The sequence below is a fragment of the Chitinophaga qingshengii genome (assembly GCF_014529935.1).
Lineage (GTDB): Bacteria > Bacteroidota > Bacteroidia > Chitinophagales > Chitinophagaceae > Chitinophaga > Chitinophaga qingshengii.
Map to the genome: position 1 here is coordinate 201022 of NZ_JACVFC010000003.1, position 25471 is coordinate 226492.

The 25471-nt window shown below is 50.0% G+C and carries 15 protein-coding genes; 11 read left to right on the top strand and 4 right to left on the bottom strand.

Annotated elements, in window-relative coordinates; translation table 11 throughout:
• Genes ICL07_RS20490 through ICL07_RS20505 form a run of 4 tightly spaced genes read left to right on the top strand, consistent with a single transcriptional unit; the run spans position 1 to position 8718 of the window.
• Positions 1 to 1716: a hypothetical protein gene (locus ICL07_RS20490; protein ID WP_188089913.1), complete on the top strand. Its 1716-nt coding sequence runs from the start codon at positions 1 to 3 to the stop codon at positions 1714 to 1716.
• A gap of 39 nt (positions 1717 to 1755) precedes the next feature.
• The gene (locus ICL07_RS20495; protein ID WP_188089914.1) at positions 1756 to 4053 is read left to right on the top strand and encodes a fibronectin type III domain-containing protein; all 2298 of its coding nucleotides are present in this window, start codon (positions 1756 to 1758) and stop codon (positions 4051 to 4053) included.
• 9 nt (positions 4054 to 4062) lie between these two features.
• On the top strand, positions 4063 to 7695 hold the full coding sequence (locus tag ICL07_RS20500) for a Hint domain-containing protein (protein ID WP_188089915.1): 3633 nt from the start codon (positions 4063 to 4065) through the stop codon (positions 7693 to 7695).
• A gap of 3 nt (positions 7696 to 7698) precedes the next feature.
• Positions 7699 to 8718, top strand: a complete 1020-nt coding sequence (locus tag ICL07_RS20505) for a PQQ-binding-like beta-propeller repeat protein (RefSeq protein ID WP_188089916.1) — start codon at positions 7699 to 7701, stop codon at positions 8716 to 8718.
• A 78-nt stretch (positions 8719 to 8796) separates the two neighbouring features.
• On the opposite strand, the gene ICL07_RS20510 is transcribed toward ICL07_RS20505, so the two are convergent.
• The gene (locus ICL07_RS20510; RefSeq protein ID WP_188089917.1) at positions 8797 to 9522 is read right to left on the bottom strand and encodes an NAD(P)-dependent oxidoreductase; all 726 of its coding nucleotides are present in this window, start codon (positions 9520 to 9522) and stop codon (positions 8797 to 8799) included.
• A gap of 16 nt (positions 9523 to 9538) precedes the next feature.
• Positions 9539 to 10957 carry a glycoside hydrolase family 30 protein gene (locus tag ICL07_RS20515; protein WP_188089918.1) on the bottom strand — a complete coding sequence of 473 codons (1419 nt, stop codon included), beginning with the start codon at positions 10955 to 10957 and terminating at the stop codon, positions 9539 to 9541.
• 134 nt (positions 10958 to 11091) lie between these two features.
• Here ICL07_RS20515 and ICL07_RS20520 point away from each other — a divergent pair, with 134 nt between their 5' ends.
• From ICL07_RS20520 to ICL07_RS20540, 5 genes are all read left to right on the top strand, one after another.
• Positions 11092 to 11676 carry an RNA polymerase sigma factor gene (locus ICL07_RS20520; protein WP_188089919.1) on the top strand — a complete coding sequence of 195 codons (585 nt, stop codon included), beginning with the start codon at positions 11092 to 11094 and terminating at the stop codon, positions 11674 to 11676.
• Positions 11677 to 11798: 122 nt separating this feature from the next.
• Positions 11799 to 13010, top strand: coding sequence for a FecR family protein (locus ICL07_RS20525; protein ID WP_188089920.1), 1212 nt, complete (start codon positions 11799 to 11801; stop codon positions 13008 to 13010).
• 253 nt (positions 13011 to 13263) lie between these two features.
• Positions 13264 to 16533: a TonB-dependent receptor gene (locus ICL07_RS20530; RefSeq protein WP_188089921.1), complete on the top strand. Its 3270-nt coding sequence runs from the start codon at positions 13264 to 13266 to the stop codon at positions 16531 to 16533.
• 29 nt (positions 16534 to 16562) lie between these two features.
• Positions 16563 to 18014: a RagB/SusD family nutrient uptake outer membrane protein gene (locus tag ICL07_RS20535; RefSeq protein ID WP_188089922.1), complete on the top strand. Its 1452-nt coding sequence runs from the start codon at positions 16563 to 16565 to the stop codon at positions 18012 to 18014.
• A 91-nt stretch (positions 18015 to 18105) separates the two neighbouring features.
• Complete coding sequence (locus ICL07_RS20540; protein ID WP_188089923.1) at positions 18106 to 21576, top strand: carbohydrate-binding protein; 3471 nt, start codon at positions 18106 to 18108, stop codon at positions 21574 to 21576.
• A gap of 55 nt (positions 21577 to 21631) precedes the next feature.
• Here the strand turns inward: ICL07_RS20540 and ICL07_RS20545 are convergent, their stop codons facing one another.
• A complete protein-coding gene (locus tag ICL07_RS20545; protein WP_188089924.1) occupies positions 21632 to 22543 on the bottom strand; it encodes a helix-turn-helix domain-containing protein in 912 nt (303 codons plus the stop codon).
• Positions 22544 to 22605: 62 nt separating this feature from the next.
• The gene (locus tag ICL07_RS20550) at positions 22606 to 23508 is read right to left on the bottom strand and encodes an SDR family oxidoreductase (RefSeq protein ID WP_188089925.1); all 903 of its coding nucleotides are present in this window, start codon (positions 23506 to 23508) and stop codon (positions 22606 to 22608) included.
• 271 nt (positions 23509 to 23779) lie between these two features.
• Here ICL07_RS20550 and ICL07_RS20555 point away from each other — a divergent pair, with 271 nt between their 5' ends.
• Together ICL07_RS20555 and ICL07_RS20560 are read left to right on the top strand one after the other, a co-directional pair.
• Positions 23780 to 24364, top strand: a complete 585-nt coding sequence (locus ICL07_RS20555) for an RNA polymerase sigma factor (protein ID WP_188089926.1) — start codon at positions 23780 to 23782, stop codon at positions 24362 to 24364.
• Between the two features lie 108 nt (positions 24365 to 24472).
• On the top strand, positions 24473 to 25450 hold the full coding sequence (locus tag ICL07_RS20560; RefSeq protein WP_188089927.1) for a FecR family protein: 978 nt from the start codon (positions 24473 to 24475) through the stop codon (positions 25448 to 25450).
• Positions 25451 to 25471: the final 21 nt, after the last annotated feature.

Below are 25471 nucleotides of genomic sequence, written 5' to 3' on the forward strand. Positions count from 1 at the left end.
ATGAAGAGACACTTATTACTATACCTGATGCTGATGGTCCCCGGCTATGTGCTGGGGCAGCATATTGACCTGGGTAATATCGGCCGGCAGTTTGGCAAAGGAAAGCCATATAAGATTAATGGCGGCTTTAGCGCCAATACAATGTTTTATGGCGGAAATGCCAGCGTAGAGCGCCAGTCCTTCGGTTATATGCTGAACGGCAACCTTAACCTGAACCTCCTTGGACTGATCGATCTGCCTTTCTCTTTTAACCTTACCAATGTGGGATCGGGGTATTCACTGCCCACGCTGCCCAATCGCTTAAGTCTGCATCCCACCTACAAGTGGGTGCAGGGGCATATTGGTGATGTAAGCATGACTTTTTCGCCCTATACTTTAAGCGGACAACCTTTTACCGGCGCCGGCGTGGACCTTACGCCGGCAGGGCATTGGAAGTTCAGCGCCATGTATGGCCGCTTACAAAAGGCAGTGCCTTATGAAGAAGGTATACAGGGGTTTGCTGCGTATAGGCGTATGGGATATGGCGCCAAAGTTGACTACGCGCAGGAGCGCTATACTATAGGCCTGACCGTGTTTCATGCAAAAGACGATGCCGCTTCCCTTACACAGGCGCCGGACAGTACCGGTATTTTTCCGCAGCAAAACCTGGTGGTGAGTATCAATGCCGCGCTGCGGCCACGCAAAGGGTTAGTATTATCAATGGAATATGCCAACAGTGCGCTGACAGCCGATAGCAGGGATAAAACAGTGTATGCCGCTTCCGGCGATGGTCATCTGTTAAAGCCCTTTATGCCCGCAGCTGGCGCCATTACCTATTACAAAGCGCTGAAGGCAGGGATGGATTATTCCATTGGTCATGGCGCTGTGGGATTGAGTTATGAACGAATAGACCCCGGTTATAAATCACTCGGAAACCAATATTTTGCCGGCGACCGGGAGAATATCTCCGTACGGCTGTCCCGCTCATTTTTTAACAGTAAAGTCAATGCAGCCGTCAACGCCGGGTATGAACGCGATGACCTGGACCATCACAAGGCGAGGGCCGGATCACGGATGACCAGCGCCCTGAACCTGGCCTATAACGGCAAGCGGTTAAACGTGAATACCTCCTGGTCCAATTATCAAACCTACCAGCGTATTAAATCGCAGTTTGAATACATCAACCAGATGTTGCCGGTGGACAGGGACACTACCAGGGAGATCAAGCAGGTATCACAAAACGCCATGATCAATGTCGGCTATCAACTCTCAGCCAATGATAAACGCAGCCAGCGGCTGGATGCCAGTTTCAACTTCGTAGACGCCGCCAACCTGCAGGATGGCGTGCTGCGTAAGGGCCAGGGGTCGCAGGTGTATGACATGAGCGCCGGTTACACGATGCAGCTTTTACCACGGCAGATCATGATCAGCGCATTGATAAACGGCAGTTATAACACGGTAGGCCGTGATGATTATTTCACATGGGGCCCCACGCTGACAGTCGGCGCCCGTTTTTTCGACAAAAAAGTGAACGGCAGCCTGAGCAGCGCTTACAATACTACTATGAACCAGGGGCGGTCGGAAGGAAATGTGTTGAACCTGCGGCTCAACGGCGCTTACCGCTTCCTCAAGCAGCATAATATCAGCGCTAATATTGGTCAGCAGTTGAGGCATTCGCCACAGAAAGGGGAAACAACTGATATGAGTGCAACCGTAGGATATAATTATAGTTTTTAATAACGATGACGGGTATACGGGAATAAGGGAATTTGTTTTATGAAACATGTAAAGTTATTGTATGTGCTGCTGACAGTGCTGTTGTTACAGCTGACAGCGCACCGATTGTACAGCCAGACTTACCCCGTGCGGGTACAGGTAGCTATCAGGGAGCCGCTCAGCGTGGTGCTGTCTGCCTTTTATACCGGCAGCCGGCCAAAGATGAGTGTCACCCTGCTGAATACCGACCTGCAGCAACCAGTGCTGGATGTGAAACTACAGCTGGTTGTTCGCAGTGGTAATAATCAGTGGGTGAGCAACATGCGAGGTACGGAGCCGATTCTCCATCTGGACAGGGGAATGCCCCTGCGCCTGGAAGGGGAGCAGGACCTGGGTGTTTATTTCGCAGGGCTTCCTTTGCGTAGTATGAATCCGCAGCAGCCCGGCACCCTGCCTGATGATTATTACCAGTTCTGTTTCCAGGTTGTACATGCCTATACCGGTGCGGCGTTGTCGGCGCCCGTTGTGTCCAACTCGTTTAATACAGACTGTTGTTCTTACAGCGCCTTCGTGGGGCGGGCAGATGCGCCACTGTTGAATTTCCCGATGGATAAGGACGTGTTGCCTTACCGGCAGCCGCAGTCTGTTACTTTCAACTGGACGCCCCGGCATCTGAGCGTGCCTTTCGCGATGATCAACACGAAATATATCCTGCGGGTGGTGAAGATTACGGATACCGGTATCAGTCCGGAAGCCGCTTTTATGAGTTCTCCGCCTTTTATACAGGAGGAAATATCGCAGGGCACCACCTTCCGGCTGGACGCGCTGTCGCGCCAGCTGGACCCCGGATACAAATACGCCTGGCAGGTGCAGGCCGTATGGAAGGAAGGTGCAGAAGACCCGGTGTTGTTTGTGAATAATGGTTATTCCAACATACAGGTATTTGAAGTGCAGGACAATTGTAACCCGCCGCAGCAGGTAGCGGCCACCATCGAAAGCGGCCGTGTGAGCCTGGTATGGGAAAATGATCCCCGTGTTTTTGAATACCTGGTAGAATACCGGCTGGCAGAAAAAGGAAAATGGTTCTCCACGAAAGTCACCGAGCCCAGGGCGATGTTATACGATGTTTCTCCCGGTAAAAATTATGAATACCGTGTCAGCTGTTATTGTATGCCGGGTGTAAAAACAGCCGGTGACCTCCGTGGATTCACCGTTCCGCCTACAGACATCGCGAAAGGTGGTAAATGCCAGGTATTACCGGATATAAAAATTGAAAACCGGAAACCCGCTGAGCAGTTGACCGTAGGTGAAACCATTATGGCTGGCGGCTTCCCGGTGAAGCTGATGGAAGTGAGCGGCAATGGCAGTTCGTTGACCGGCGCCGGTTACGTGACGGTGCCATTCCTGGGGTATAACCGGCTGAAGGTGCGTTTTGCCAATATCAGCGTTAATACCGACGGGCAATTGATCAAGGGTGTGATAGAAACCACCTATGATCCTACAGAAGGGCAGATAGTAAACGTCGGAGAGGTAAAAGACGCTTTCAGCGATCTGGCCACTGTGGTCAACGACCTGGCCAAAATGAGTATTGACAAGGATTACCAGGCCATCAAACAAATGGCGGATGAAATCCGCCGGCAGGCGGAAGAAGAGCTGCCAAAGGAGCTGAAAGAAAAATTGCAAAACGCCGCGCAGAACCTGGAGAGCGCCAAGCAGGAGTATGATAAGGCGAAGAAAGCCTATGAAGAAGCACAGACCCCGGAAGAAAAAGCCAGGGCCAAAAAAGAAATGGAAACAGCCAAAGAGAAATTTGAACAGGCGAAGAAAGAGGTAGATACGGCCATCAAAGAGAAGGAAACATTTGTAAAAGGGGTCGCCGATTTGCTGGTGAAAGCCGTGAAAGCGCTGAAGAAAGATTATGATCAGCAGCGGGATGCGCTGAAACAGGCAGCCGCAGAGAAAAAGAAGGCATTTGATGAATATGCGGCACGGGCAAGGAAAGAGCTGGGTAGCAGCAGTACCCCCGCTACAGGTGCAGGTACTTCCGGCGCTGCCATCATCGTAGCCACCGGTAAACTAACGTTGACGGATACTGACAACAGTGATTTTACCCGCCTGGGACGTGCTGCCCGTCAGGCTGAAATCGGTGTGGGTAAAACAACCGCGGTTAACATCCTCGACAGGGACATCACCGGAAAGCAGTATTACAGCTTGTTTACAACCATGTTTAAGGTAAACGGCAAGGGTGTGATCACTTTTATCAATGAACAAAGAGCGGCGGGGGTGAACGATACCGCCATGATAACAACCCTGAAAGAAAAGCTCGATGAGTTATTAATCCAATTACTGGACAAATAATGTAAGCAGATGATGAAGACTTTCTATAAATATTTGATACTGCCGGTGCTGCTGCTGTGGATGCATACAGCGGTAGCAGAGAACAGGGATAGTGTATTGGCCAACATTATCGCCAGGGGGCGTGAGCAGTTCCGGCAATTGCAGGCGCAGAATCAGCGTAATGAGCAGGAAGGGCATGCAGAGCGGAATGAGTATGTGCTCAATATCGTCACGGCAGATGCGCCGCCGGAAAGGGAATTTATCAAGCAGCGGGAGTTGAAACAGTTGGCGGAAGGTGAACTAAAAGGCCGTGAGCTGTTGGTAAAGGATATAACGAAACTGGATACGCTTAATGCGCGGTTGCGCCGGCTGAATGAAGAGCCGGGCAACAAAATTAAAACCTACCTGTTGCTGTTAGATTTTGTGCCGATGTATTTTGACCGGGAGGTACCGCCGAAAACAACTCTGGAGGATCTTTTTGCCGGCCGGGTGTTTGAAGAGGATGCTAACAACAAGGCCGCCCATCAGGCACAGGCAGAAGCAGAGACCGTAATAAAGGATATTACCGGGCCTTTCCTGAAAGAGCAGGGTGCAGTCACCACCTTATTCTGCGGGTTTTTAAAGTTCAGGACTTTTTTCAACTCAAAATCGGCCCGGGAAATCGTGGTGTATTACCCGCATCATAACATACAACAACCGACGGATGCAGATTCCTATCAGAAGCTCCTGGGCAATTACATTGCCGGCATAGCGTACCAAAGCGGCGAGCAGTTTATGGGCACTTTTATTGCCGGCATAGGCGGTAATAACCGTGAATATATACAGCTGGCGGATGTAAGGGGCAAAATATTGCAGGTAAACAACGCTTTTGAAATGGAGGGTTTGTTGAAACCGATAGACCCTGCTAATTACATTGGGTTATCGCTGGAGGAGCGGGTACATTCCCTGAAAGTATTGTCCGGTGAAGATATACCCGATCGCAGGGAGACAATGATTAATCAGCTGCTGGAGGCCACACCGGCGGATCAGATCACAGACCTGCTTGCCAGCATGCAGAAGCTGAATGATAAAGTACCACCCACCTATCCCGGACCGGATGGCGCTCCGCTGCCGAATCCTAAAATAGGCTGGTGCCTGATGCAGAGCATCATCTATAACACGGAGGACGAGGTACTATGGTGGGGTAAGAACAATTATCAGCGGTTGATGCAGGCCTTTACCAGGCTGACGATGAAGTCGCCGGCCCTGGCCAATGCCCTGGAGGCGTATTATACCAGTTCCGACGTTGAAAAACGTAAGATCATCTGGGACCGCAGTTATGCGTTAGCGCTGGTGTCGCGCATGCCCGTAGGGACCAACCGTTATGATGTGACGGTGAATGCGAAAGATGGTTCACTGGTACTGTCCAAGGAACAACTCACGCACTATGTCACCAAAACAGCATCCAGCCGGGTGGATGGCGCTCCTGGTGTTACGGCGAGCATCAGTTATGAAGACCCGGTATGGGAAAAAGAAGGACCGGTAACATTACAGCCGTTTGACCTGGTATCGTTTACCAATCGTTCGGACCTGAACCTGCTGGCTGATGTGGCGGGCCCGGTGGCTAAAAAGGGCGAGGACATCAGGGAACAATTTGTGCCTGCCATCGTGTTGCAATATGCGCAGGATAAAAAGATGAACCAGGATATCGGGAAGGGTATTGAGATGGGGCTCGATGTACTTACGCTGGCCATACCGGTGAGCAAGGTGGTTTACCTGGGAAAAGTCGCCAACTATATTTACCGGGGTATTGAAATCAGCGCCCAGGTGGGCGCGGTAGCTAATCTGGCATTGAATACGGACGTTGTAACCCCAGGCAGCGATCTGGCTATCATGATAAAAAAATACCAGGCCATCACCGCCTTATTACAGTTGACCAACATTGGAGCTACCATTAAAAATGCGCAGTTAGCCCGTGTGGCCAAACAGGAAGCAGCGGAGTTCCTGGAAAGTTACTATCGTGCAGAACCGGCATTGGCGAGTATGGCTGAGAGCCAGCCGGCAGTAGTGAATGAGATGAAACAATTCTCCAGGGAACTGGAGCAGGCCGGCGAAGCCGCGGGTTATGGCAAAGCATGGTACGCCAGCCTGAAAAATACGTTGAATAAAGCGTTTGCCCAGACCATTGAAAGGTTTAAGAATGTCTCTTTCCTGAAACAGGAAAGCAAAAACGGTATTATCCGTTTTCTGGACAACAAAAATGAGGCTATGGCCCATACGCTGGCAGACGGCTCCCTGGTAGTTGATAAAACCGCGGAAGTAGTGGGTGAGAACAGTAAGGTGCTGGATATCGTGGAGGGTGCCCATTTCCGGTCGGCCGAAAACGCCGGTGAAGTAACGGAAGACCTGTTGGTGATTCAACAGGCAGATGGCAGTATCGTTTGCATACGCGGCGCGTGTTTTGTAGCGGGCACGCCGGTGCATACACGAAATGGGTTAAAACCTATTGAGCAGGTGAACGAAACAGACCAGGTACTGAGTCTGGATACCAACAGGAAAGATACTGTATGGCAACCGGTACTGCATACTTTCCGCAGACAAGCTTCCCGCCTTATACGGATCATAGCCGGAAAGGATACACTGTTTTCTACGCCGGAACACCCGTTCCTGACCGAAGATGGCTGGCAGAGCGCCGCCTTGCTTTACCCCGGCAGGGAGATCAGGCTGGCAGATAACAACAAGCTAAAGGTGCTGGCTGTCTTGCCATTAGATACCACCGTTACCGTGTATAACATGGAGGTGTCCGGCACCCATAACTATTGTGTGGGAACGCAGGCTATCGTGGTACACAATACCTGTCAGATATTGGCGAGGTTGCGTAGCCGGTTTACCCAGGCTGCCGAATTTGATAAGTTTGCTGAACAGCTCAACGGCAAAACGAATATTTTAACTAAGTTTGATAACGGAGAGTTAAGCCTCGACAGCTGGCGGGTATTGCAGAGCTCTAAAAAAGCCCGGGCTGACCTGGCGCATTTAATGACCGCTGAAAGCATTCTAAGCAAAGGGTTCGTATCCCCCGCAGAGCTGAAGACGATTATCCTGACTAACGGAACCCTAAAGAAAAGGGCCACCGCGATAGGGGAGTTTTTGGCAGATCTGGACCACTTTGGGGACTATATGCGTTGTAGCGGATTTGAACAGATCGTGACAGCCCTTCAGAAAAGTTCCTATGGAAGCGCTGATGGAGCCAACTGGGTGTTAACTACGTTAAGGAGATACAGGACAGAATTCCCGGCTGCGCATATTAGATTTGAAGTGCCGGATGGCGTGTTCAGGCGATATGATGTGATATTTGATGATGGCAGAGCCGTTATCTTCTATGAATTAAAATCATATCAAACGTTGCCGCCGACTGACTTTGCCAGACAGTTCCTGCATGACCTGGAGAATAGTGAAATCAATAATCTGAAAGAAGATATTAAATGGTGGTTTGATAAGGATAAGCTGGACATGGGAGGTATAGACGCCGCTGCGTTTAAAAGCCAGATGACGGACGCGTTGAAGAATATTGACTATTCAGCAGAAGTGTTGAAGAAATTTTCAAAAGGTAAAAACAAACTCACGAAGGCAGCTTTTTTAAAGATGCTGGATCAAAACTTTAATGATATTTTTCAAATAAAATAATTTATGCAGCTCGTTGATCAGTTAAAAAATATTAGTTCCTATTATTTATCGGGTGAAAAGGTATATTATATTCAACAGGATGGGTTGTTTGTATATAGTGTGCTGCAGGATAAAAAACGGTTGGCAGGCGGAGAAGATATTGATGTTGAAGTGGATGATAGTGGGATCTATGTAAACATCGACAAGAAACTTTTTGAAGTAAAAGAAGATGACCGGTTGCAGGAAATCTTCGCTTACAATGCAACATCCATATATAAAAGAGGTGAATATATTCTTTGTTTGGAGGAGATAGACGAGGAAGAAGAGGTAAGACGGCACATCATTTTTAAAGATGGTCACGAAATATTGAATATTGTCAATGACAAGTTGCTGAGTACAGTAGGAAACATCTTTTTCTGGCTTGAAATAGCCACCATGGAAAAGGAATTTGTGGTTTTTGATATTCATACCGGAAAAGATTTGTGGAAGTTCGATGCCCGTGAAACAGGCCGGTATTATGATGAAAAAGAAGAAAGGTGGGAAGAAGGATATATTACGGGTGATTTTGCGGTGAAGAATAATATGTTGATCCTGTTTGCCAGCTGTAATGAGGAGGAAAATGCAAAGGGAAGGCAATATATAGCCTTGAATGGAGATAATGGGGAGATTGTTTGGCAGCGGCGGTCGGCGCTGTACGGCGGCGGAAACGTTCAGTTTTATGGTAATGATATCGTGTACATGCGCGGTAGAAAAATACAACTGCTGGATGCCGGTACAGGAGAGCCTAAAGATTTGATAGACCTGTCGGGTCAGCTGCCGGACGATGTGTCTGTCTATAATGCCTTTAAGGTTGTAAAAAATAAACTGTATTTCTGCGAGCCCCGTAAAAAACAAATAGGAATTATCAACCTGGATACCTTTGAAGTAGAGCAGTTGTTCCTGGTTGAAACAAAAGCTTTTCAGATAAATATGCCGGAGGTCAATGACCGGTATCTGTTTGTCCAGGATAGCGACAAGACAGTTCATATATATGCATTCGAATAGGAATGCATATATAGGAGATGAATATTCGGGAAGACAGGATTGATATCTGTAACGATTACACGAAAAATCACATAACGACTATACGTTTTCATTATAAATCACCGGCATTTGCCCTTTCCAGCGGTTCCATTGTTCTTCATCCGTTATCAACTGTGCCATAAAATGAGCAACATTGATCCGGCTGGTTTTGCCCGGTTGAAAGAGTGCATTGCGCGGAGGAGACACACGTATGCTGTAGGCGGTAGTATGGGCTGCATCCGTTAAAGTATCCGGCCGAACGGCTACCCATTCAATAGCCGGATGCTGCTGTCCGATTTTTACCCGTAGATAATCGGCTGCGTTTTCATTATCGGCATGGGGAGGTACCAGTAAACGCACCAGGGATATTACTATTTTCTGCGTCCATGAAACGGGTTCTTTCAGATCCCTGTTGCTATTGCCGGCTGTATTCATCAGCACAAACTTAACCGGCTTTCCGGATGCGCTATTCAATATCGCATTGCATAACAATGCTACCGCATTGGTCACCAGTTTTCGTGGTTTACCGTAAATACCTTTCAGGTTGGGGGTATGTCCCAGGCAGGAAGCCACCGCCTGACAGTCTGCAAGTACCGCTGCCAGCTGGTCTGTATTCATCTCTGAAATAACGGCCCTGATAACGGTTATCTTGTCATGATTGTTCCAGGTATCAGGAATATTACTGCCAGGCCGCACGATAATTTTAACCTGGTGCCCTGCCTGTATGAGCCGTTCTACCAGTAGTTTCCCTGTTGCGCCGCTGGCGCCGGTAATGAAGATAGTCATACCCTAATATAACGTTTTAGAAGACATAAGTCCCTACGCCGGCAGCCGGCAACACGGCGACTGTCTGTTTCCCTTCGCAACGCAGGTTAAAAGAGGCTTCGGCATTACTGTCATTTAATACAATCAGCACTTTGCGCCCATCAGGCCTTTTAAAGGCTACGCTGTGAAAGTTGCCTTCGTTGTTGCTGCCGATTCGGACAGCGCCTGCGGGTACAAACCGGGAAGCATGACCAATGATATAATAGGCAACGTTACGCGTGATATGATTACCGTCGATGGTCAGGGCGCCGCGGCACATGGTACAGCCGCCGGGTGTATGCGGCTTGTAATGCGGATCGTTGGCGAGGTTCCATTCCAGCGCTGTACGGCTATAATTGCGCATAGCGCCGATGATCACATTTTTAAGATGCCAGCGAAGATTGTTGTCAAACTTTTCATTGGAGCCGGTCCATTGTTCGGTGAAGTAGATGGCTTTATCCGGTGCGGCCTGGTGTACGGTACTGAGTGCGCTGATATCGCCTGCATAGAGGTGGAAAGCACTGCCATGAACGTATTGGGCGGCTGCTTTATCGGCCAGTATGGTCAGCGGATAATCCGGCCGGTCGCAGTTATGATCGTATACAATAATTTTTGTGCGGATGCGGGCGGCGGCGAATGCCGGTCCCAGGTGATCGCGGATAAAATCCCGTTGGGCTTCGGCGACCATCAGCAGACTGGGATTGTTGCCGGGATGCAAAGGCTCATTCTGCGGCGTGACAGCATCGACAGGAATCCCTGCTGCATTCATTTCCCGGATATATTTTACAAAGTATTGCGCGTATACCGGATAGTATTTCGGGAGAAGTGTACCGCCTTTGGTGGAGTCGTTACTTTTCATCCAGGCAGGAGGGCTCCAGGGCGTAGCCAGTATTTTTATTTTCGGATGAATGCTTAGTATTTCTTTTAGCAGTGGTATCAATCCTGTGCCTGTGGCCATATCGGGGGCCAGGGAAAAATGTGCCAGCGAGGTATCTGTTTTACCGGCAGGTATGTCATCATAGGAAAAAACAGTCGCATTCAAATCAGAAGCACCGATGCTGATGCGCAGATAACTGACTGCCAGCTGTTGGCTTCCGGTGCCGAACAGTTCCTGCAGCAATGCTTTTTTGGCGGCAGGTTCCATGGCGTTGATCAGCTGTGCGCTGCCACCGGTAAGGGTGTAGCCGAAGCCTTCCACCTCCTGGAAAGTTTGGGTGGGGTCTACTGTAATTGTCGTATAAGCGTTGGCGTTATCAACGGAGAAATGGAGGGCGGTTTGTTCTTTCAGCAAATACTGCTGGTCGCCGCTGCTGATCCAGGCTTGCACCGTGGCGGGATGTTGTTGGGTGATGTTTTTATTGCTGCTACAGGCAGATAATATCCCTGCGAGAAGCGCCGCATTAAAATATATCTTCATAAAAAAAATTTCGCGTGTATCTTTTTCGGCCGGTAAGATAAAAGGAAAATATAAGTTTCAAAACCGGGCGTCCCTTTCTGCTTCCGGGCAACAACTATCAATTATTTTGCTACTTTAGCAGCAAGGCGGTCGGCATGGATGCGTATTTACATGACAACAAGGAACTTTTTCAATTGATTTCCGAAGGCGATGAAGCGGCCTTCCGGCGGCTTTTTCACATCTATACGCCTCAGTTTCGCGCGCTGGTGCTCCGTATCACCAAAACGGCGGCGGTAACGGAAGACATTATCCAGGAAACATTTCTCCGTTTATGGATCAGCAGGGATAAATTAAAAGAGATAGAACAGCCGCGCTCCTGGCTGCTGCGCATCGTTTTTTACCAATGTTTCACTTACCTGCGTAAGCAGGCTGTGCATAATAAGGCCATGGCCGCGCTCACCCCGGTGGAACCGGTTTTTAGCCCGGAGGAAGACATGGCCTATGCTTTTATGAAAGAACAGGTAGGCGTTGCGGTGCAGCAACTACCCCCGCAGGCTAAACGTATATATCTGCTGAGCCGGGAACAGGGACTGAAAATACCCGAGATCGCGGCGCAGCTCTCCCTGTCGCCCAACACGGTCAAAAACTCCCTGGTACGCTCTTTACACGCCATCCGCCAGCATTTGGAGCAGGCGGGACTGCTTTTTCCGCTGCTTGTTTTGTGGCTGTTAAGGGTGTAAAAAAATTTTTTTCTTTCCATAGGTCCTAAATCCCGGTTTGCGCGTCTGTTTATCAGAAGGGGGATTTCACGTTTGAAGAATAGACCAACATCACCACGTTAAACTGTCAAAACAATCTGAATTTGTCAACACAAGACCGCCTTACCTACCTGCTGCGGCAGGCTTTGCAGCACGTTGCTTCCGATTCGGAGATGGAAGAGCTGTTGGCGCTGATCCGGGAGGATCACAGCGGCACCATCACCCGTCAGGTGGAAACGTTGCTGTTGCAGGAACTGCCAGACAATGCAACTGCCGGTTATGACGCCGCTTATTGGGACGGGATTGCCGGGAAGATTCTGACTGCCGATAAACCGGAGATGGCCGGAGATACGGTGATTCCGATCCGTTCATCCCGCCGGCGCTGGCTGCCGGCTGCTGCCGCTGCGGTATTACTGCTGGCAGTGGGCGCGTATTGGCTCCTGAAACCAGCTGCCCGTCGCCCGGAGATCATCGCTTCGGCGCCTGTTAAACAGGATGTAGCCCCCGGCGGTAACAAAGCCGTGCTGATCCTGGCCGATGGCAGCACCATATCGCTGGACAGCACCGCCAGCGGCGCTTTAACCCAACAGGGGAATACCCATATCACCCAACCAGCCGGCGGACAACTGATATACTCCGCTGCCGGCGCGGAACCAGGGACAATGGTGCAATATAACACCCTGCGCACCCCCAGGGGAGGGCAGTTCCAGGTCACTCTTCCGGACGGTACCAAAGTGTGGTTAAACGCCGCCAGCTCGCTGAAATACCCCGTAGCCTTTAAAGGCGCCACCAGACAGGTGGAACTCACCGGGGAAGCCTACTTCGACGTTGCCCAACAAGCGGCTACGCCGTTTAAAGTGGCTGTGCATACCGGCAAGGATAGCCTGGAAGTGGCGGTACTGGGCACCCAATTCAATATCATGGCCTATACTGATGAAAACATGGTGAAAACCACCCTGCTGGAAGGAGCCGTGAAAGTCAACAGTCATGGTAAAAGTCAACAGCTGGCGCCCGGACAAGGAGCTTATCTGGATAAACGACAAAACCTGCTGGCACTGCAACCACATGTAAATACAGAAGAAGCGGTGGCCTGGAAAAATGGTTACCTGCAACTGGAAGGTAATGATATTGCTTCCGTCATGCGTATGATATCCCGCTGGTATAATGTGGACGTGGTCTTTAAATCGCCCGTCCCCGCTCACTTTCGTGGTATCATTCCCCGGAACGTGCCGGTATCGCAGGTGTTAAAAATACTGGAGATGACAGGAGAGGTGCATTTCGAGATCAGTGGCCGGCAAATCATCGTATCGCCCTGATATTAAGCTACGTAAAAACTGATACTTATGGGTCCTTAAAGCTATCCCTTTACCCATACAAGCCTAAAAAAACCGGGAGTGTTCGTACCACTCCCGGTGAAGCCTGGGTTTGTATGTACAATCGCTTGCGGCAATTATTCATTATTTACCCAAACCATACAAATGTATGCAATTGATGCTTTTTTCCCAAAGCAGGCGACCTCGTGCTGCCCGGGACAAAAAATTTCCACGATTATCGAAAAAAATTTTACTGATGATGAAATTAACGGTGCTACTGATGACCGTTGCCCTGTTGCAGGTACACGCAGCAGGGTATTCTCAGACAGTGACGATCTCCCAGCGGAACGCCCCGCTGGATAAGATCTTGCAGGAGATCCGGAAACAGACGGGTTATACTTTTCTGTATACTGATGAGCAGATGCTCCAGGGGAAGAAAGTCAGCCTGCAACTCAAAAACGCCTCCCTGCAGGAGGCGCTGGAAACCTGCTTCCATGGCCAGCCGCTCACTTACAGTATATCCGATAACGTGATCATCGTGAAACGGAAGGCCGTTACGGAGGAAACATCTATCCCGCAGGCACAGCAAGTAAAAGGAAAGGTGACCAACGAAAAAAACGAACCCATCCCGGGCGCCGCCATCCAGGTGAAAGGTACCGCCAAAGGAGTAGTGACCAACGAAGCCGGTGAATTTGTCCTCACGGCGCCGGATAGTCAGGCCGTGTTGGTAATATCTTCCCTGGGCTACGATAAAACAGAGGTGCCGCTGAATGGTCGGAAAACGTTGTCCATCACGCTGCAGGCTTCCGCTTCCAATATCAATGAACTGGTAGTAGTAGGTTATGGCGAACAAAAAAGAGGTACGCTGACCAACGCTATTTCTTCCATCACCGCCAAAGATTTTAAGGATGCGCCGGTAAACCGCCTGGACCAGGTGCTGCAAGGACGGGTAAGCGGCGTGCAGGTGACCAATGCAGCCGGTTCTCCCGGTGGTAGTGTACGTATCCGTATCCGTGGTTCCAACTCCATCAATGGCAGCAACGAACCGCTGTATATTGTGGACGGCTTTGTAGGAGCGGAGTTCTTCGCCATCAACCCGGATGATATTGCATCTATACAGGTGCTGAAAGACGCTGCTGCCACTGCGTTGTATGGTAGCCGGGGCGCCAACGGCGTTATCCTCATCACTACTAAAAAAGGTGGTAAAGGCGGACTGAAAGTAAACTTTACTACCCGGCTTTCTTCTTCCACGGTGATCAAAAAACTGGACCTGCTCAATGCTGCGGACTTTGCAGAAACAGCCAATGCGCATGCCGTAGCGGTAGGTACACCGCCTAAATTCACCGATGCACAGATCGCAGATTATCGCGCTAAAGGCGGTACCAACTGGCAGGACGAGATTTTCCGCGCGGCGCCCTCACAGGAATACCTGCTCAGCCTCTCCGGGGGCAATGATAAAAGTGGTTATTTTATTTCCGGTAACTATCTTAACCAGGACGGTGTCATCAACAATTCATTCTATAAACGTTACACGCTGCGTTCCAATATCAACGCCAGTCTCTCCAACAAAATCTCCACTTTCCTGAATATTACCGGTTCCTACAGTACCGGGCAGAATACCGATATCTCTGCCGACGGTCCCAGCAGCCCGCTGGCACAGGCTATCACCTGGGCGCCCACTACGCCGGTGAGGAATCCGGACGGTAGTTTTGTGATTAGTGATCCGGTAGGCTCCCTGTTCTACAACCCGGTAGCGCTGACGGTGAACAGGATCGCTGTCAGAGACAGAATGCTGGCCAATATGATCGGTGGATTCAAATTTGAAATACTGCCGGGACTAACCTACAACCTGCAATATGGCGCCAACTATCTGCAGTATGAAGAAAAAACTTTTGGCGGAAAAATTACCAATAACAATGTGTCCAGCGCCAGCATACGATACAGTAAGGAAATGGTACTGCAGAATACCAATATCCTCAATTACCATAAAGTATTCAACGAAAAACACAGCCTGGATTTCACCGGGGTAGCGGAATACCAGCAGTCCACCAGTAACTGGTCTTCTGCCGGTGCATCCAATCTTACCTATGAAAATTTCCAGTGGAATAACCTCGCCCTGGGAACACCTGGTTCTCCCGGTTCCGGTTACACTAAGTGGGCGCTGTTTTCGCTGGTAGGCAGGGCTAACTATGCCTATAACGACAAATACCTGCTCTCTGCGGTGCTGCGCCGTGACGGCTCGTCCAAATTCCAGGGCAGTAACAAATACAGCTATTTCCCTTCTGTGTCGGCAGGATGGGTGGTGAGTAACGAACCTTTTATGCAGGCGATACCCGCTATCAATTATTTAAAACTGCGCGGCAGCTGGGGCGTGACAGGTAACCAGGCTATCAGCTCCTATAGTACACTTTCATCCTATTCCAATATACCGGCCTCTTTCAACAATAGTTCCCACATCGTGGGACTGGTGATGGGCAACATCGGCAATCCCGGCCTTAAATGGGAAACGACAGAACAAAAAAATGCAGGCATCGATATCGGATTGTTAAAAGGAAGGATCTCGATAGGCGTGGATTATTTCGTGAAAGATACGAGGGACCTGCTGTTGCAGGAAAATCTGCCGATGTACCTCGGTGGTAACGCTATTACCCGGAACGTAGGCTCCGTACAAAATAAAGGCTGGGAATTTTCCGTAGAAGGCGATGTGATTGATCGTGCTATACGCTGGAACAGTGCCTTTAATGTGTCTTTTGTACAAAACAGGGTGATCTCCCTCGGCGAAGGCAAGACCAGGATCTTTGACCCCAATACCCGCAAAATCGGTGGTGGTATGTCGCCACAGTCGGAGTTTGTGATTATGCCCGGGGAATCGCTGGGCGCTATCTGGGGACTTACCTACCTGGGCACCTGGAAACCGGGCGATGCCAAAGCCAGCCAGTACGGCGCTAAACCAGGCGATGCCCGTTACCTCGATGTGGACAACAACGGTACCATTGATGCGAACGATTACCATGTGATTGGTACCGGTATTCCCACCACTTCCCTTGGCTGGAATAACACGGTAACGTATAAACGTTTTACGCTGAACCTGCTGTTCCAGGGGCTTTTCGGCTTCGACCGGCTGAACTACAACAAAGCGGCTGCCATGTACTACGGTGGCGATGCCCGTGAAGCTACACTGGCAGAAATCAAGGACCGTTATATTCCGGGCGTAAACGAAACGTCTGATATCCCGGCTTTCAGCACTACCAACCGCAATTTCACCCAGAGCAGCCGTTTCCTGGAGAAAGGTAATTTCCTGCGACTGAAGAATGTCAGCCTGGCTTATGATGTGCCTAAAGTGGCCATGAAGAACACCCTGGGGGTGAAGATTTTTGTGAGCGCTACCAACCTGGTCACCTGGACCAGCTACTCAGGTATTGATCCGGAAAGTAATTCATCCGGCGGTGATATCCGTCAGGGTATTGACTTTGGCGCCTACCCGAATGCGAAGACCATTACCGGCGGCGTTACGCTGAGCTTTTAACAATAACCGTTATGAATAAACGATTTCACATGAAATACACTATATATCTGTTGACTTGCCTGTTGCTCGCAGCGGGTTGCAGCAAAGAACTGACTGAAAGTCCCCAAGGCCTGGTAGCCGGCGATGATGCTGTGAGCAGCCAGGCCGGCCTGGAAACGGTGCTTTCCGGGGCTTATGGCAGTCTGTTGGTACCCTGGACCAGCGGCTTTACCACCGTTTCGCAGATTGCGATGACCATGGGCGGCGATGATCTCACTACCCATCCGGGTTCTAATAAGGAAGAGTTCCGGGAGTATGACCGTTTCAATGTATCATCGCTCAATAGCCGGATGAATCCTATCTGGCTGGGCTGTTACAAAACCATACAATCCACTACCAATATCATCAACAATTACAGCAAAGTATTGGATGGTAATACAGACACCATTCATGCCATGGTGGGGGAAGCCTATTTCCTGCGCGGGCTGTCGTACTACTGGCTGACGAGGTTGTGGGGAGAGGTGCCGGTTATTCCATCGGAAAAGTATAATCCGGATTATCTTAAACTGAAGAAGAGCAAGCCTGCGGAGATCTATGCTATCATAGAAGATGATCTGACGAAGGCAGAAGCCTGGGTACCCAATGGGCGGCGGAGTTCCGGCAGGCCCAACAAAGGATCTGTTAAAGCATTGCTGGCGGACGTTTATCTCACGGAAGCCGGATGGCCGCTGAAAAACGCGTCGAAATATGCCCAGGCAGCCGCCAAAGCCAAAGAGGTGATCGACAATAAAGGCGTCTATGGCTTTGATCTGTATAATGGCGGTTACCTGAAAATATTTGCCGGTGGTACGGTGGAAGACGTGTTTACCCTCTTTACCCGTGGCAACTGGGTTACCTATAATTCCTTCTATGGCCTGTCTACCATGCCGGAAGATGAAGGCGGCTGGAGTGATTTTTTTCCTGAGCTGAAATTCTTCAATAATTTCCCTGCAGGCCCCAGGAAGGACGCTACTTTCAGCACTTCCTTCACCCTGAGCGACGGTACGGTGATTCCCTGGCAGCAGACTACTACCAAACATCCCTATTATAAAAAATTCACCATCCAGTCAGGTCAGAAAGCCGTGTATATGTCCAACAACCCTGTTATAATGATGCGTTATGCCCATGTGCTGCTGATTTATGCAGAAGCACAGGCCCGCGCTGCCGGCACGCCTAACCCGGATGCCTATACGGCAGTCAACGCCGTGCGCCAGCGGGCTGGTTTGCCTGCATTGCCGGATGGCTTGTCAGGCGGCGATTTTGCGGCTGCTGTTGTCAATGAACGCGCCTGGGAATTCGCCGGTGAATGGAACCGGTGGTTCGACCTGGTGAGACTGGAACAGGTGGAAGCAGCCAATGCCGGCAAGGACCCCGGCGACCTGCAGCCTGCTGCCGCCATTACCAAAGCCAATTACTGGATGCCAATACCCGGCGCTGATGCGCTGGTCAATCCCAATTTATGATTCGCTGATGAACCCAGGACCCCGTGTGGTATGATAAACCCGGGCCGGCGCAGGGAGAAAACCGCGCCGGCCCTCCACAAAACCAAACGTTATGAAAACGGGCAAACCAAAATCTGTTACACGCAGGCGGCTGTCTGCGCTGAAATTCCTGTTGCTGTTATGGTGGCCGTGTATGCTGCTATGCAACACCCTGAACGCACAATATCTCCTGCTGGACGACATGGAAGGCCATGGGCCCTGCTCCGGCAAATGGACCTACTATGCCGGTAATACCACTACCGGTAAAGTGGAGTTTGGCGTTCCGAATCCCAATCCATCGGGCCTGAACACCAGCCCGCTGGTTGCCAGATTTACCAAAGACACCAGCTGTTTCGAGTACATGAGCGCCTCCGTTCAACTGAAAGACTCCTTCGACCTTTCGGTAAACAGCACCTTTAAAATGCTCGTGTATGCCAGCACGTTAGATGAGATCATGTTTAAGCTGCAGCCAGGCAATAATTACAGCAAGGCAGTTTTCTTCACCTTCAAACCTTCCAGGGTAAATCACTGGGAAGAAGCCACCTACAATTTCCAAAGCGTCAAAACCCGCACGGATTTTAACACCATCGCCATACAGTATATTGACGGTAAAAAAGCCAACGGTATCCTGTACTTCGATTTTTTACAGGGACCTAATCCCACCGCTATTATATTGAAAGATACCACCATCCGCATGGGGTATGAAAACGGGGCGGTACTCACCGCACAGGTAAGTGGCGGTACTCTGAAACCCACGCTCACTGCCGCCAACTGGACGGCTTCCAATTTGCCGGCAGGCGTCGGCATCAGTAACGTACAACGGCTAAACGATACTACGGCCCTTATTACGCTCAGTGGCAATTCTCCAGCCAATTATTCCCGGACGACCCTCAAACTCAATATTGCCGGACAGGAACTCACCACCACTAACGTAACTGCCTACACGGCAAAAGGAAATGTAGTGTTTGAAGGGAACCCTGATTGGGTACTGGTATTTGCAGATGAATTTAATACCGACGGGCTGCCGGATGCCGGCAAATGGACCGTGGACCCGCGCCCCAAAGCCTGGATCAACGGCGAACAACAGGTATATACGGATATCACCCATGACAACGCCCGTGTGAGAAACGGCGGCCTGGTCATCACCGGCAAAAAAGATTATCCTACCGGCAATACCACCGAGCCCTGGTCTTCAGGCCGGTTGATCACCCAGGGCAAGTTCGATTTCCGTTATGGCAAAGTAGAGGTAAGGGCCAAACTACCCCGTGCGCGTGGTTCCTGGCCGGCTATCTGGCTGATGCCTACTACAAGCGCTTACGGCGCCTGGCCTAAAAGCGGGGAACTGGATGTGATGGAACATGTAGGCAACAACTTCGGCACGGTGATGGCTACCATTCATAATCAAAACCACAACTGGACCAACGGCGGCGGTATCACCGGCAGCAAAAAACTAATGGATGCCGATACCGCATATCACGTATATTGGATGGAGTGGGCCCCGGATACGATCCGTTTTTATTATGATACTGCCAAAGTATTGTCTTACGCTAACCCACATACGGACTGGAAGGACTGGCCTTTCGATCAGCAGTTCCACCTGATCCTGAACCTGGCTATCGGCGGAGGGATGGGTGGCGCCATCGTAGATGCGGACTGGCCGGACAGCATGCAGGTAGACTATGCCCGTATTTACCAGAAAGGTATCGGCACCCCCGTGCTGGATACTATTAAGGTATCGCCGTCGGACCTGTCTTTTTTACCTGGCAAACAACAACAGTTTACCGCCAGGGCACTGGACCAGAACGGCCGTCCCATGACGATCACACCGGTATGGGGCATTACCGGCGCCGGTAATACCATTACGGCCAATGGTCTCGCTACCCTGAACGGCTCCGGTAAGGTAACGGCCACGGCTACTGTAGATACCACCACCCGAACCGGTGTTGCCTTTGTGAACCTGCGTACCGCCAATTACAAACCGGTGCCGGCGAAGATACAGGCCGAGAGTTTTGACAACACCAACGGCGGAAGTACAGAACCCTGCTCAGACATCGGCGGAGGTGTAGACGTAAGTTACATCGGTACCAACACCTGGTTTGAATACGATATTGACGTGCCACGCAGTGATACCTACCGGATACAATTTCGTGTAGCCGTTACCAGTGCCAGCAGCCTGACGATACAACGGGATTCTGTCAACCTGCAAACCGTAAACCTGCCTGTCAGCGGTGGCTGGCAGAAATGGATCACGGTCACCTCGGCGCCTATACGATTGGAACAGGGCCAACAAACGATCCGTATCAATTCCAATAAAGACGGCTGGAACTTCAACTGGCTCAATATTGCAAGAGCGGACTCCCTGCCGTTGTCACGCCTGGTGCTCAAACCGGACAGCGCTACCTTGATTGTCGGGCAAACGCAGCAGTTCACTGTAGCGGGCTATGGGGCCGATAGCAGCATATTCCCCATATCGCCGGTGTGGACGGTGCAGGGTAGTAGTGGTACGGTTGATAACAACGGGCTGTTTACCGGCAGCGCTGCCGGAGATGCCCTGGTCATAGCCACCGTGGGGACAGTCCGTGATACCTCCCTGGTGCATGTAACCACGCCGCCGGTGCTGACGCGTATTGAGCTCGCACCTGATTCGGTGACAGTGCCGCTGCGGGCATCGCAGCAATTTACCGCCACGGGCTACGACCAACGAAATAATGTGCTGCCCTTTAAGCCGGTCTGGACCACCACCGGCGGCGGAAACAGCATCGATACCAACGGCGTTTTCACGGCGGGCGTTACCCCCGGCACTTATACGGTAACAGCCAGTGGCGGTACCCTCAGTGCTTCCGTCACTGTGATGCTAGACTATACCTGTTCCGTTAATGATAAGTACGAAGCAGAAAGCGCATCCAACCGTGCTACCGGACCGGTATTGGAAGCCTGTACCGACACCGGCGGCGGACAGGACTTTACCAACCTGAAGGCGGGCGACTGGTTTGCCTACAGCACCCTGAATGTGCCGGTAGCAGGGCGGTATACGATCAGTTTCCGGGTGCTGTCTACCGCACCGGCTAAAATATGGATCGGCCACAGCACTTTTAAGTTTGATACTATCAGTGTTCCGTCTACCGGTGGTGTCTGGAAAACGATTACCGATACCATCCGGCTCCCGGCCCTGAGTTACACCGGTGTGCACGTATTGTCCGGTACCTTTAAATTCAACTGGTTCAGCCTGGATAATTGCGCGGTCAATCCATCACCGGCCATGATGACGATGAATAAGTCACAGCATCCTGTGGTGGATACAGAAGGTAAAAATCCGGCGTTTTATCCTAATCCGACCAGTGGCCGGTTGACAATAGACTTAAAGGGTTTATCCTATCGGTTGCTAACGCTGATGGATATACGGGGTAATATACTCCGGCAGTGGAATATTCCGAAAGGAGAGCGGCTGGTCAATAAAGATATCAGCGCATTGCCGGCAGGGACCTATATTCTGAGACTGGAAGGTGAAGATCAGACAAAGACGGTGCAGGTGGTGAAAATGTAAAAACGAAGATGTGGATTCATAAAGGAGCCAGGGTTTCTACCCTGGTTTTTTTATGTCAGCTAAACTGTTGTTTAAACTCCATCGGGGTAAGACTTGTCTTCTGCTTAAAAAATTTATTAAAAGATTGTGGATGTTCAAAACCCAGGTCATAGGCAATTTCGCTGACTGTTAAATCCGTCGTGCTCAGCTTTTCCTTTGCTTTGTCAATAACCTTCTGATGGATCAGCTGTTGGGTATTCAGGCCGGTCAGCATTTTCAGCAGGCTGCGCAGGTAGGTGGGTGACACATGTAGCTGGTCGGAGATATATTGAACAGTCGGTAATCCTTTACTGATTAAAGCATCGTTATTAAAATATTCCTCCAGTAGTTTTTCCAGTTGTTCCAGCACCTGGTGATTGGCTTTGTTGCGGGTGATAAACTGGCGGCGATAGAAACGATCGGCGTAGTTCAGCAGTGTTTCCAGCTGGGATACAATAATGTTTTGACTGAACTGATCGATGTTGGTATGATATTCCTGCCGGATATTTTCGATGATCTGATTGATTTTGAGTTCTTCATCTTCGGAGAGAAAAAGGGCTTCATGTACGCCATAGTCGAAGAATTCGTATTTTTTGATATTGCCGGCTAGTGGGGTGTTCCAAAGGAAATCCGGGTGGATCAGCAACATCCAGCCACTGGGAGTTTGATGGTGTTCGTCCACCTCAATTCTCAGTACCTGCCTGGGCGCCATGAAAAACATAATCCCTTCATTGAAGTCATAGTCCTGCTGGCCGTACCGGTAGCGGTGGGTCATGCCTCTTTTGATGGAGATAGAGTAGTAGTCGAACAGGAGCGTTTGTACGCCTGTTTCATAGGTGTCCCGCAGATCATCGAAATTAATCACACTGATGAGTGGGTGTTTGGGCTTGGGAAGTCCCCGCAGCGCGTGATAATCGGAGATTGTTCTGATGAGCAAAGGAGTGGTCATGGTTTCATGTATTGGTATACAACAGGCGGCGGTACCGGTAGTATTGCCGCCTGTATGTAAATTTAGTTATTCGCGGGGAAATAGACATCTCCTTCCAGGTCTTCCCGGAGGGAAGGATGGATAGGTGTCCAGCCCAGCATATTTTGGGTGATAGCTGCCGAGGAGAGGTTGTTAAACTGGGCAAAATACGCAAACCAGGTAAAGTGCGCCGCTATATCATCAGGTTGCAACGAGATAACCGGCAGGCCCAGTTTTTCACCAATGGCCGTTGCGATAATTTTAAAAGGAACGCCTTGTTCTGCTACCGCGTGATAGCGGGTGCCTCCAGGGGCATTCGCTTCCAGCGCCAGGCGGTACAGCCGTGCCGCATCCTCTTTGTGTACGGCCGGCCATACATTGGAGCCGTCTTTGATCATGGCTGAGCTGCCTCTTTCTTTGGCAATACCTGTCAGCAATGGAATAAAGCCGCCTTTGTCTCCCTCTCCGTGCGTGCAGGGGGGAAGCCGTACTACGGAAGCCCTGACACCTTTGGCGACGATTTTATCGACCGCTCTTTCTGTGGCGCTACGGGGACTATGATCGTCCTGGAGACGGTCTTGTTCTGTTATGATGCTGTCTTTTGCAATAACGCCGGTCCCGGAGGTAACGATGAAGGGGCGATCCGTTCCCGCCAATGTTTCCCCGATAGCTTCAATGGCCTTTCCATCTACCGCGCACATCTCTTTAAAACGGGAGAAATCATGAATGAATCCCAGGTGGATAACCCCGTCGGCTGCTGTTGCGCCGGCCTGTAGACTGGGGATGTCGTTCAGGTCACCGCGATGTACTTCGGCTCCCAGGTCAATTAACTTTTGCGCGGCCGCTTCCGAGCGGGCCAGGCCTGTTACCTGATGCCCCGCTGATAACAATTCCTGTACTACGGCTGTCCCAACGAATCCGGTGGCGCCTGTTACAAATACTCTCATTTGTTTGATGATTTTGTATCACAAAGGTGGATACAAATCGCCTGGCGCAGGTAGCCGGAACGCTGGTTGTTGTAGCCAAAAAATAATGGGTTTATTTTACGAGAGACAAACATCTTAGCTAACCGCCAACGCCAGGAACCTGTGGACCATCACCCGGAACAATGAAGGGATAGACCCGGGAATGGATGATTTATATGAATAATAATGTTTATGCATTCAGTATTTTAATATTCGCTTAACACTGCTTGTATACTTTTGCGAAAAGAATATTTTGCACGCTACCTATTCCAATATTACGCAAGCATTAGTGCTCCGGCTGAAAAGTGGGGATGAGGATGCGTTTAAAACCATCTTTTCATTGTTGGGGGCCAAGGTATTAAATTACTGTAAGAAGCAAGTGCCCAGAAAGGAAGATGCGGAAGAACTGTTGCAGGATATCTTTTTTAAGATCTGGCAATTCCGTGCCAACATTGACCCTGATTTAAATTTTGAAGTTTTTCTCTTTACGGTGGCACGAAACCATATCATCAACTTTGCCAGGAAACAAACTGCCTATACCCTGGTGCCCGAAGGCAGCCTGGATACCTATAATGATGTAGAGGCTGTCGCATACCAGGGGATGACCTACCAGGAGGTATTCCGGCAATACTGCCGTGTGTTGGACAAACTGGCGCCTAAAAGAAAAGAGGTGTTTCAGATGAGCAGGGAACAAGGCCTCTCCAATAAAGAAATAGCGGAAAAATTAGGCATTTCCATTCGTACAGTTGAAACGCATGTATCACATGTACTGACCATTATGCGCAATGAGTTAAAAGATACTTTATATATAGTCATGATCTTATTGCTGACTCCTTAATTTTCCTGCCTCAGTTGTTCATATTAAGTTAACACAGTCGCCTTACGTGTGCGGAATATTATCTGTGTATATAATAGCAGAACAGCATTCAGCTGGCCTGCAGAAACTATGGACGAACACGCAATAAAAATCCTTTTCAGTAAAGTATTGCAACAAACTGCCTCGGAAGAGGAGAAAAGAAAACTGGCGCTTTATCTGCGTGATCATGATATAGCCAACACCGCGGAAGAACTGTTGCCCTTTGAAGAATGGGAGGCGGCGATGGGTGGTCCGTTGCCGAAAGCATTACGTACTGGCATACCTGCAAGAATATTACCTGTTAGAAAATTTTACCGGAAAAGCTTATGGTACGCCGCGGCAGTGGCAGTACTGCTGGTTACAGGCCTGCTGATGCTCCGGGTGTACCGGTTAGATAAAGCCGGTAGGATGTTATACACGACCAGTCGAACTACCGGTAAGCAAATACGTCTGCCGGATGGATCAACCGTCTATCTGAATGCTGATAGCCGTGTCCAATTCTCGGAAGATGCCCATGAACGCAGTGTGGTACTTCATGGTGAGGCTTTCTTCGACATTGTGCAGCAGGCTTCCAAACCATTTGTGGTAAAGTCAGGCAATGTGCAAACGACGGTGTTAGGCACCTCTTTTAATATTAAAGCCTATCCTGATGAAAACAGTATATCTGTTGCCGTTAAAACCGGTAAAGTAAGTGTGTCGGCGCGTTACCCGGTGCTTAAAAAAGATAGTACCATCTTCCTGGAAGCAGGGCAACAGGCAGTATATGGCAATAGAGATCATCTTTTTGCACTGTCGCCGGTAGATACGGCCGCCATCTGTGGCTGGCAGGAAAACCGGTTTGTTTTCGAGGATGCCTGCCTGGGCGACATTTGTAAAACACTGGGTCGTCAATATGGGGTACAGTTCCAGCTGAAAGACCCGGCGTTGTCCCGCTGCATCTATTCTACCACATTCAATCAACTCACACTTGCGGAAGCGTTGGAAAAACTAACGCTGCTGGGTGATCTGCAGTTTGAACTGCAGGGTAAAACCGTCATTGTGAAAGGAGAACCATGTCATCCCTTATAAAAAAAAACCATCCCGCGCCAA